Source organism: Ruegeria sp. AH12 (assembly GCF_056541465.1).
This window is the reverse complement of record NZ_JBQFYL010000025.1, coordinates 22,022-30,450: the sequence shown is the minus strand read 5'-3', so window position 1 is coordinate 30,450 and position 8,429 is coordinate 22,022. Positions and strand designations below refer to the sequence as shown.

Here is an 8,429-nt window from a genome sequence, read left to right as displayed (position 1 = left end):
CGCTCAGCCAGAAAAGGTCAGACATGTCACCACTCGTTTTTCGAACGATGAATCATGCCGAAAAGCGGAAATCAATGGGTCCTGACCCTAGTCGTTGGGAAAGCACAAGGATGGGCGCAACGTCGACTAAAATATTTGCGTTCAAAACGGCGACGATGCGCTTAAGGCAAGTAACAGCCACCAAATGGACAAGGCGTGGTGACGGCTGCATGCTGAGCCCCATAGGTCGCGTTACCTCAAAATTTGAAAAAACTCGCTAATTAACAAAAAAGTATGGAGAATTTTCCAGCAAAGGAAAATCCTGCTGCCAAAAAGGAAAATCTTTGGTGCGCGTATCACATTGTTAGGTTTTGGTGGAGCCTAGGGGAGTCGAACCCCTGACCTCTTGCATGCCATGCAAGCGCTCTCCCAACTGAGCTAAGGCCCCATCTAGGTACTGCCGCAGCAGTGGACGGACGTTTATGAGACGGGGGCGGCGAGTGCAAGTCCAAAATTGGAGGCGCGCCAAACTTTCCGTCTGGATCCAAGAGATGTCCCGAGGCCGCCTCAAGCCGCCTCGGGGTACAGTTCAGTTTTCGTCTTCGGAAGACATATCCTTGATGTCATCCAACGACACATCATCGTTGTTGTCATCGTCATCATCCAGCAGATCGTCGTCAAGATCCACATCGACATCTTCGTCATCGTCCAGAACCAGATCGTCTTCGGAGGCGTTCTCGCGCGCTTTGGCCGTTGCCGCATCCTCGGCATCGGCGGCGATCATCCGGCTTTTGCCGGTTTCAAGCTCCACGACCTCGCCCGTGTAGGGGCTGACGATCGGGTCTTTGTTCAGGTCATAAAACCGCTTACCGGTGGTCGGGCAAACGCGCTTTACGCCCCATTCTTCCTTGGGCATGTCAAATCCCCTTGATATCAGGTGAGTCGTCTTAAAGATTCAGTTCACCTGCCACAGGCGGCGGGCACTGTCAAAGCCTTTGCGCGGAAGAGGACGGGATATGGGAGAACACGCTTTGCCGGGAACGCCGCCGGTGCCGCTGACGCTGCGCAGATCAACGCGGGCGCGGCGGATCAGCCTGCGGATTTCCCAGTTGGATGGGCGGGTTACGCTGACCTATCCGCATGGCGTGCCCGAGGCTGAGGCTCTGAGTTTCGCGCGCAGCAAAGAGGCCTGGATCCGGCAGCATCTGGAAGGTCAGCCCGATCCCGAACAGGTGCTCGTTGGCGGCGTCATCCCAGTTGAAGGGCGCGAGCGTCGAATCGCAAGCGCAACCGGCCGACGGGTTTTGTTGAGCGAAAACGAAGTTGCTGTTCCAGCCGGCTCAGAAGGGCGTCGTTTGGCCCGGTTCTTGAAGGAACTGGCGCGGGATCGGCTGACCGAGGCTTGCGATGATTATGCCGCGATGCTGGGACGCTCCTACAACAGCCTGACTCTGCGGGATACACGCTCGCGCTGGGGGTCCTGCAGTTCCGATGGGGGCTTGATGTTCTCGTGGCGGCTAATCCTGACGCCGCCTGAGGTTCTGCACTATGTCGCAGCGCATGAGGTCGCGCATCTGGTTGAGATGAACCATTCGCCGGCGTTCTGGGCGCAGGTCGACCGCATTTTTGGACCCTATGACACCCCACGCCGCTGGCTGCGCGAGCATGGCGCAACCCTACATCGATACCGTTTTGATGCCGACGCGAGTTGACGCTGCCGTTTTTTGTGATCACATGAAGCCATGTTAGCAACACGTCCCTCAGATTCTCAAATCGCAACGCATGATCGGGTGTACCGTGCCCTGCGCTCCCGAATCTTGCACGGAGAGATTTCACCGGGTGAGGCACTGACCCTGCGGGGGATTGGCAAAGAGTTCGACGTCTCAATGACCCCCGCGCGCGAAGCGGTGCGGCGTTTGGCTGCCGAGGGTGCTTTGATCCTGTCCTCGTCTGGCCGGGTGTCGACACCGGAGCTGACGAATGACCGGATCGAAGAATTGGCGGCACTGCGGGCGCTCCTAGAGGTCGAACTGGCCAGCCGTGCTCTGCCGCGTGCGCATATCGCACTGATCGACCGTTTGCAGAGCATCAATATGACCGTCGCCGAAATGGTAACGAAGCGAGATGCGGTGGGATACATCCGGTCCAATCTGGAGTTTCACCGCACGCTATACCTAAGGGCCCAAGCCCCCGCGATGTTGGCCATGGCTGAAACCGTGTGGCTGCAGCTTGGCCCTACGATGCGTGCACTTTATGGCAGGCTGCGCCGTACCGAGCCGCCGCACTATCACAAGCTGATCATAGCCGCGCTCAAAGCCGGGGATGAGCCCGGCCTGCGTCTTGCCGTGCGTTCGGACGTGACACAGGGCTTACGATTGCTGGTCAGTTAAGCGACGAACCGCCGACCTCTCGAATTCGCACCTGACCATGTCTGTGGTTCTGGTTTGCGCCCGCGCTCTGCGCTAGGCTGAGGCAAATCACAAACAAGAGCAGATGTCAGACATGATCAATCGACGGACCTTTTCTATCGGCCTTGGCGCGGCAGTCTTGGCGGGGTGCAGCAGCGGGGGTGCTCCGGCACGGGCGCCCGCATCACGCATGCAATCTGTCCCGAATTCAGGATATGACGCCTGGGTTGCTGGCTTCAAAACCCGAGCGTCTTCTCAGGGCATCTCGCAATCCACCCTGAACCGCGCCTTTCAGGGGGCAGGTTATCTGCCCGGAGTGATTGAGCGTGATCGCAATCAGGTCGAATTCAAACGCTCACTCGAGGATTATCTGGCCATCGCCGCCTCGGATGAACGGATCAGCACCGGCCAGCAGATGCTGCAGCGTTACAACGGCACGCTTTCTCAAATCGAAGCACAATATGGCGTCGACAAAGAGGTGGTTGTGGCCGTTTGGGGACTGGAAAGCCGTTATGGCGCGCGGCGCGGGGATGTGCCGGTAATCTCGGCGACGTCAACGCTGGCCTATGACGGGCGGCGTGGTGCGTTCTTTGAAAAACAGCTGGTGGCAGCGCTGCGGATTATTCAGGAGGGTGATACCTCGCCCTCAAACATGACCGGCAGCTGGGCCGGAGCGATGGGTCATACACAGTTCATCCCGACCTCTTATCTGGCCTATGCGGTTGATTTCACCGGTGACGGACGGCGCGATATCTGGTCCGAGGACCCGACGGATTCGCTGGCCTCAACTGCCGCCTATCTGTCGCGAGCGGGTTGGGTGCGTGGTCAGCCTTGGGGCGGAGAGGTCGGCACCGTATCGGGCACGCCCGTCGCGGTTTTACAGCCGCAGGTTCCGGGACCCCAAATCGCCGTGTTCCGCAATTTCAATGTGATCAAGCGGTACAACAACTCGGACAGCTACGCGATTGGCGTCGGGCACTTGTCTGACCGGATCGCCGGGGGCGCGCCGTTCCAAACCTCGTTCGGGCCGGATGCAACGGGTCTAACTCTTGAGGACAGGAAGGACCTGCAACGCCGCCTGACAGTAGCCGGGTACGACACGCAAGGCGCAGATGGGGTGATCGGCAAGAATACCGAGGCCGCAATCAGCGGCTATCAGCGCGCGAATGGCTTGGCCGTAACCGGCAAGCCTTCGGTTGAGTTGCTGCGCCGTTTGCGCGGCTGACGGGTTAGGCCGCCAGCCCCTTTGAGCCAATATCCAGGAACTTCTGACGGCGGTCTTTAATCAGGGCCGCCGCGTCTTTGCCGTCCAGCTCTTTCAGCATGGCAGTGATTGCCGCGCGCACCGACTCGACCGTCTCGGGGCGACCGCGATGGGCACCGCCCTTGGGTTCGGTGATGATGCGATCGCAGACACCCAACTTGTAGAGGTCTTGTGCGGTTAGGCGCAGCGCTTCGGCGGCCTCACGCATCTTCTCGGCATCTTTCCACAGGATCGAGGCGCAGCCCTCGGGCGAGATGACCGAATAGACCGAATGTTCCAACATTGCGACGCGGTTCGCGGTGGCAAAGGCTACGGCCCCGCCGGACCCACCTTCCCCGATGATGACCGAGACCAGAGGCACGCCGATTTTAAGGCACATCTCGGTCGACCGGGCAATCGCCTCGGACTGGCCGCGTTCTTCTGCCCCTTTGCCGGGATAGGCGCCCGCCGTGTCGATCAGAGTGATAACGGGCAGGCCAAAGCGACCGGCCATTTCCATCAGTCGCACGGCTTTGCGATACCCCTCGGGGCGGGCCATGCCAAAATTCCGCTCAATCCGCGATTTGGTATCCGAGCCCTTTTCGTGGCCGATCACCATCACTGGCTGATCATTGAACCGGGCCAACCCGCCAATCACGGCCAGATCGTCGGCAAAGTTCCGATCCCCGGCTAACGGTGTGAATTCCGTGAACAAGGCATCGACATAGTCTTTGCAATGGGGGCGTTCTGGGTGACGCGCCACCTGACATTTCCGCCAGGGGGTCAGATCCGCATAGAGCTCATCCAGCAGCTTGGCGGCCTTGGCATCCAGTGCCGCGGCTTCTTCGGCTACATCCATCTCTTCATTGGCGCGGGCCAGCGCGCGCAACTCTTCCGCTTTGCCTTCGATCTCGGCCAAGGGTTTTTCGAAATCCAGATACTGGGTCATGCCGCCTCACCTGCGTGAAATTTCCTAGCTATATGCCGTGTGGTTGCCCCGGATGCAACTCAGCAAGATTTGTGGTTCAAGAATATGCAAATTCAGTCGGGCGAGGAAGAAAGGGAAGACACCAATGGTGACCCGCTACGAAGACCGAGTGCTGCGCGTTCTGACATATATTCATGACAACCCCGCCGGGGACCTGTCACTGGATGCGTTGGCCGATGTCGCCGCGATGTCGCGGTTCCACTGGCACCGCGTGTTTCGGGCCCTGACGGGCGAGACCTGCGCGCAAGCGGTGCGACGGTTGCGTTTGCATCGCGCTGCGACTTGGCTGTTACAATCCGACAGGCCGGTGCCGCAGATAGCAGCCGAGATTGGGTATCCCAATCTCAAGTCCTTTACGCGGGCATTTTCTCAGGCCTATGGCAGCAGCCCTGCCGCCTTTCGAAAGACGGGCCAGTTTCTTCCGTCGCATCCACATTTCAAAACTGGAGAATATCCCATGTATCCTGTGACGACGCGAACAGAACCCACCCGCCGCATTATTGCCCTGCCCCACAAAGGTGCTTACTCCGAGATCGGTAGAAGTTTCGAAGCCTTCGGCGCCCTGTGTGAATCCCGACAATTGTGGCCCCAGATGGGCCCGGTGATCGGAATTTACCTGGATAACCCTGAAGCGGTGCCCGCGGATCAGCTGCGCAGCTATGCCGGAGCTGAATACCGGGGTGATGAGACGCCCGAGGGCATGGAAGGTATGAACATACCGGGTGGAAAAACGGCGGTACTGACGTTCAAAGGCCCGTATTCCGGCATTCATGCGGCCTATGACAGCCTGTTCGGAAACTGGCTTCCGACCTCTGGTGAGGAACCGGCGGATCAACCATGTTATGAGGTCTACCTCAACGATCCACGCGAGACTGCGCCCGAGGATCTGCTGACGGAAATCTGCCTGCCGTTGAAGTGATCAGTTGGGCCAAAGAACTGGATAGAGCGACGCGATCAACAGCGCCGCCATCGTCCAGTTAAACACCACCAACCGGTGCGGATTCGTCAGGAACCGCGCCATTTGTTGCCCTAGCACTGTCCAGGTGCTGACCGAGGGCAAGTTGACCGCCCCAAAAACAAGCGCGACGATGAGGATGACATTCAGTGTCTGGCCCGGCGCATAGGCGGTTGTGGCGGTCAGGGCCATTGCCCAGGCCTTGGGGTTGACCCATTGGAACGCGGCCGCTTGAATAAAGGTCATCGGCGTACCGACCTCGGCGCGGTTCTCAGTTGGGGCTGCATGCGCGATCTTCCAGGCCAGGTACAAAAGATATACGACCGAGGCGAATTTCAGCACCGTGTAACTGATGGGATACTGATTGAATATTTGCACCAGTCCAGCGCCCACCAGCAGAACCATAAAGGTAAAGCCCAGACCAATCCCAAGCATATGCGGGATTGTCCGGCGAAATCCGAAATTCGCACCCGAAGCCATCAGCATTAGGTTGTTCGGCCCCGGTGTGATTGAGGAAACGAAAGCAAAGGCAATCAGGGCGAGCAGGATATCGTAGGTCATGGGACGAATAATTGCGGCAACTTGTACAAATGAAATTGCGTTCTTGTGCAGTATTGCCCTAAATTGACAATTAGTGGCGAAGATTGATCAAATAAACCGTGATATATTGCGAGAGCTGACCGCAGATGGGCGTATCAGCAATCTGGAACTGGCGGATCGCGTTGGTCTGTCCCCTTCGGCCTGTTTACGACGGGTGCAGGAGCTTGAGAAGGCCGGGGTGATCTCGGGCTATCGCGCTGTCTTGAACCCGGTTGCGCTGGGCAAAGGTTTTGTCGCCTATATCGGCGTCGGTTTGGGTGAACATACCAAAGCGGCCCAGGAAGGGTTCGAGCGTGCGCTGCAGCGTGCGCCCGAGGTTGTCGAGTGTCACAACATCACCGGAACGATCGAGTATCTGCTGCGCGTAGAATGCGCGGACCTGCCATCCTACAAAACCTTCCATACCGAAGTTCTGGGCACGCTGCCGCACGTGACGTCGATCACCTCTTATGTGGTGATGGGATCCCCCAAGGACCAGCGCGCCTGAGCTTGATATTGTGATCTATCACTCTCTTGCGAGGTAAAAAATCTCGTCATAGTGTTGTCTCAATGACGACGCCGATGGGTCCAGCCCGAAGCAAGGCGCGCACAGGGAGATAAATATGAACTACATTCCAATAGGGGTAATGGCGTCAGCCATCGCGCTTCTCGCTGGAGTTGCTGTCGCAGCCCCTTTGAAATTGCAACCCGCTGATCCGCAGCCCAGCCCCAAGGCGGGGCTGGATGTGAAATACGCCTGGGAGGGGAACCCCCCACGAAAAATTCAGAACCTGTCCAAAGTGGACCACCTTTTGAAGAAGGCCAAAGCAGGGCCGCCTTTAAAGGGGTTGGACTATCGCGATACTGAAGATGGCGACCCGGTTCTGACGTTTGATAAAGCCTACAACGTTGCTGCCGACATTACCGGATACATCCGTTTTGATTCAGCTGGCGTCTATGAACTGGAAACATGGTCGAACGATGGGCTTGATGCGTGGATCGGTGGGCAGCAGATTGGGTATGTGAACGACCGCCAGCCATGCGAAGCCAATCAACGGACCGAGGTCGAAGTTCCGCAAGCGGGTTGGTACCCGTTGAAGATAAAGTACTTCCAGAAATACGGGTCATCCTGCCTGATGATGAAATGGGGCAAGCAGGGTGAAAGGTTCACCTGGACGCCGGATGATGTATTTGGCCGATAGTCTAATGATCTGTTGGGAAAAGGCGCCGCAATGGGCGCCTTTTTTTGTATTTGCTTAGCCGTTTGCGGCGATCAGTTCTGCCTGAGCGACGATGACTTCGGCCTGCTTGATCGATGCGATGTCGACAAGACGGCCTTTGTAAACGGTGGCGCCTTCTCCATTGGCTTTGGCCTGCTCCATCGCGGCCAGAATCTCACGCGCTTCCGAAACGGCTTCGTCTGAGGGCGTGAACACCTCATTGGCCAGCGCGATCTGCTTGGGGTGGATCGCCCATTTGCCGACCATCCCCAGCGTGGCGGAACGCTTGGCCTGAGCGATGTAACCGTCGTCATCGCTGAAATCGCCGAATGGCCCGTCGACTGGCAGAACGCCATGTGTGCGGCAGGCAGCGACGATAGCGGCTTGCGCCCAGTGCCAAGGGTCAGACCAGTGCTTCTCGCCTTCGCGCAGCATATAGTAGTTCTCTTGCGTGCCGCCGATCCCGGTGGTCTGCATTCCCATCGAGGCTGCAAAATCTGCGGCCCCCAGGCTCATGGCCTGCATGCGTGGAGATGACGCTGCGATCTCTTCGACATGGGCTATGCCAGCGGCGGATTCGATGATGACTTCGAATGAGATCGGTTTGGTCCGGCCCTTGGCGCGCTCGATGGCTGTAACCAGTGCGTCGACTGCATAAACATCTGAGGCGCAGCCGACCTTGGGGATCATGATCTGATCCAGACGGTCCCCCGCCTGTTCCAGCACATCCACCACGTCTCGGTACCAATAGGGCGTATCCAATCCGTTGATCCGAACAGACATGTATTTGCCGCCCCAATCGATGGTGTTCAGCGCCTCGATCACATTGGCCCGCGCGACGTCTTTGTCAGAGGGTGCTACGGAATCTTCGAGGTCCAGATTGATCACATCCGCAGCAGACGCGGCCATTTTGGGAAACAGTTTGGTGTTCGAGCCGGGGCCAAACAATTGGCAGCGATTTGGCCGGGCCGGTGCGGCGGGTTGGATGCGAAAACTCATCGGGACCTCGTGCGAGTAAGGAAATTACGATTTTTCTGTGAATTGGGGTATTAAATTA

The 8,429-nt window shown here is 57.9% G+C and carries 10 protein-coding genes and 1 tRNA gene; 6 read left to right on the top strand and 5 right to left on the bottom strand.

The window, feature by feature from the left end; all coding sequences use genetic code 11:
* Window positions 1–351: 351 nt before the first annotated feature.
* Window positions 352–427: transfer RNA gene (locus tag ACR0EL_RS20930), tRNA-Ala, on the bottom strand.
* A 141-nt stretch (window positions 428–568) separates the two neighbouring features.
* On the bottom strand, window positions 569–895 hold the full coding sequence (locus ACR0EL_RS20925; RefSeq protein WP_170531503.1) for a TIGR02300 family protein: 327 nt from the start codon (window positions 893–895) through the stop codon (window positions 569–571).
* 100 nt (window positions 896–995) lie between these two features.
* Here ACR0EL_RS20925 and ACR0EL_RS20920 point away from each other — a divergent pair, with 100 nt between their 5' ends.
* The 3 genes from ACR0EL_RS20920 to ACR0EL_RS20910 all read left to right on the top strand — a co-directional run bounded on the left by ACR0EL_RS20920 (window position 996) and on the right by ACR0EL_RS20910 (window position 3,612).
* Window positions 996–1,691: a M48 family metallopeptidase gene (locus tag ACR0EL_RS20920; RefSeq protein ID WP_480502048.1), complete on the top strand. Its 696-nt coding sequence runs from the start codon at window positions 996–998 to the stop codon at window positions 1,689–1,691.
* A 30-nt stretch (window positions 1,692–1,721) separates the two neighbouring features.
* Window positions 1,722–2,369 (top strand): GntR family transcriptional regulator, encoded by a 648-nt coding sequence (locus ACR0EL_RS20915; protein WP_353013244.1) that lies wholly within the window; start codon window positions 1,722–1,724, stop codon window positions 2,367–2,369.
* A 112-nt stretch (window positions 2,370–2,481) separates the two neighbouring features.
* Window positions 2,482–3,612, top strand: coding sequence for a lytic murein transglycosylase (locus ACR0EL_RS20910; RefSeq protein WP_480502046.1), 1,131 nt, complete (start codon window positions 2,482–2,484; stop codon window positions 3,610–3,612).
* Between the two features lie 4 nt (window positions 3,613–3,616).
* On the opposite strand, the gene ACR0EL_RS20905 is transcribed toward ACR0EL_RS20910, so the two are convergent.
* Window positions 3,617–4,579 (bottom strand): acetyl-CoA carboxylase carboxyltransferase subunit alpha, encoded by a 963-nt coding sequence (locus ACR0EL_RS20905; RefSeq protein WP_353013241.1) that lies wholly within the window; start codon window positions 4,577–4,579, stop codon window positions 3,617–3,619.
* A gap of 124 nt (window positions 4,580–4,703) precedes the next feature.
* On the opposite strand from ACR0EL_RS20905, the gene ACR0EL_RS20900 reads away from it, so the two are divergent.
* Window positions 4,704–5,537 (top strand): AraC family transcriptional regulator, encoded by an 834-nt coding sequence (locus ACR0EL_RS20900; RefSeq protein ID WP_480502044.1) that lies wholly within the window; start codon window positions 4,704–4,706, stop codon window positions 5,535–5,537.
* Here ACR0EL_RS20900 and ACR0EL_RS20895 read toward each other — a convergent pair whose 3' ends face one another.
* Window positions 5,538–6,134 carry a LysE family translocator gene (locus ACR0EL_RS20895; protein ID WP_480502042.1) on the bottom strand — a complete coding sequence of 199 codons (597 nt, stop codon included), beginning with the start codon at window positions 6,132–6,134 and terminating at the stop codon, window positions 5,538–5,540.
* Window positions 6,135–6,207: 73 nt separating this feature from the next.
* On the opposite strand from ACR0EL_RS20895, the gene ACR0EL_RS20890 reads away from it, so the two are divergent.
* Together ACR0EL_RS20890 and ACR0EL_RS20885 are read left to right on the top strand one after the other, a co-directional pair.
* Window positions 6,208–6,660 (top strand): Lrp/AsnC family transcriptional regulator, encoded by a 453-nt coding sequence (locus ACR0EL_RS20890; RefSeq protein WP_353013236.1) that lies wholly within the window; start codon window positions 6,208–6,210, stop codon window positions 6,658–6,660.
* Between the two features lie 115 nt (window positions 6,661–6,775).
* Complete coding sequence (locus tag ACR0EL_RS20885) at window positions 6,776–7,354, top strand: PA14 domain-containing protein (RefSeq protein WP_480502039.1); 579 nt, start codon at window positions 6,776–6,778, stop codon at window positions 7,352–7,354.
* 54 nt (window positions 7,355–7,408) lie between these two features.
* Here ACR0EL_RS20885 and ACR0EL_RS20880 read toward each other — a convergent pair whose 3' ends face one another.
* Entirely contained in the window at window positions 7,409–8,371 is a 963-nt protein-coding gene (locus ACR0EL_RS20880; protein WP_353013232.1) for an L-malyl-CoA/beta-methylmalyl-CoA lyase, read from the bottom strand.
* Between the last annotated feature and the right edge of the window lie 58 nt (window positions 8,372–8,429).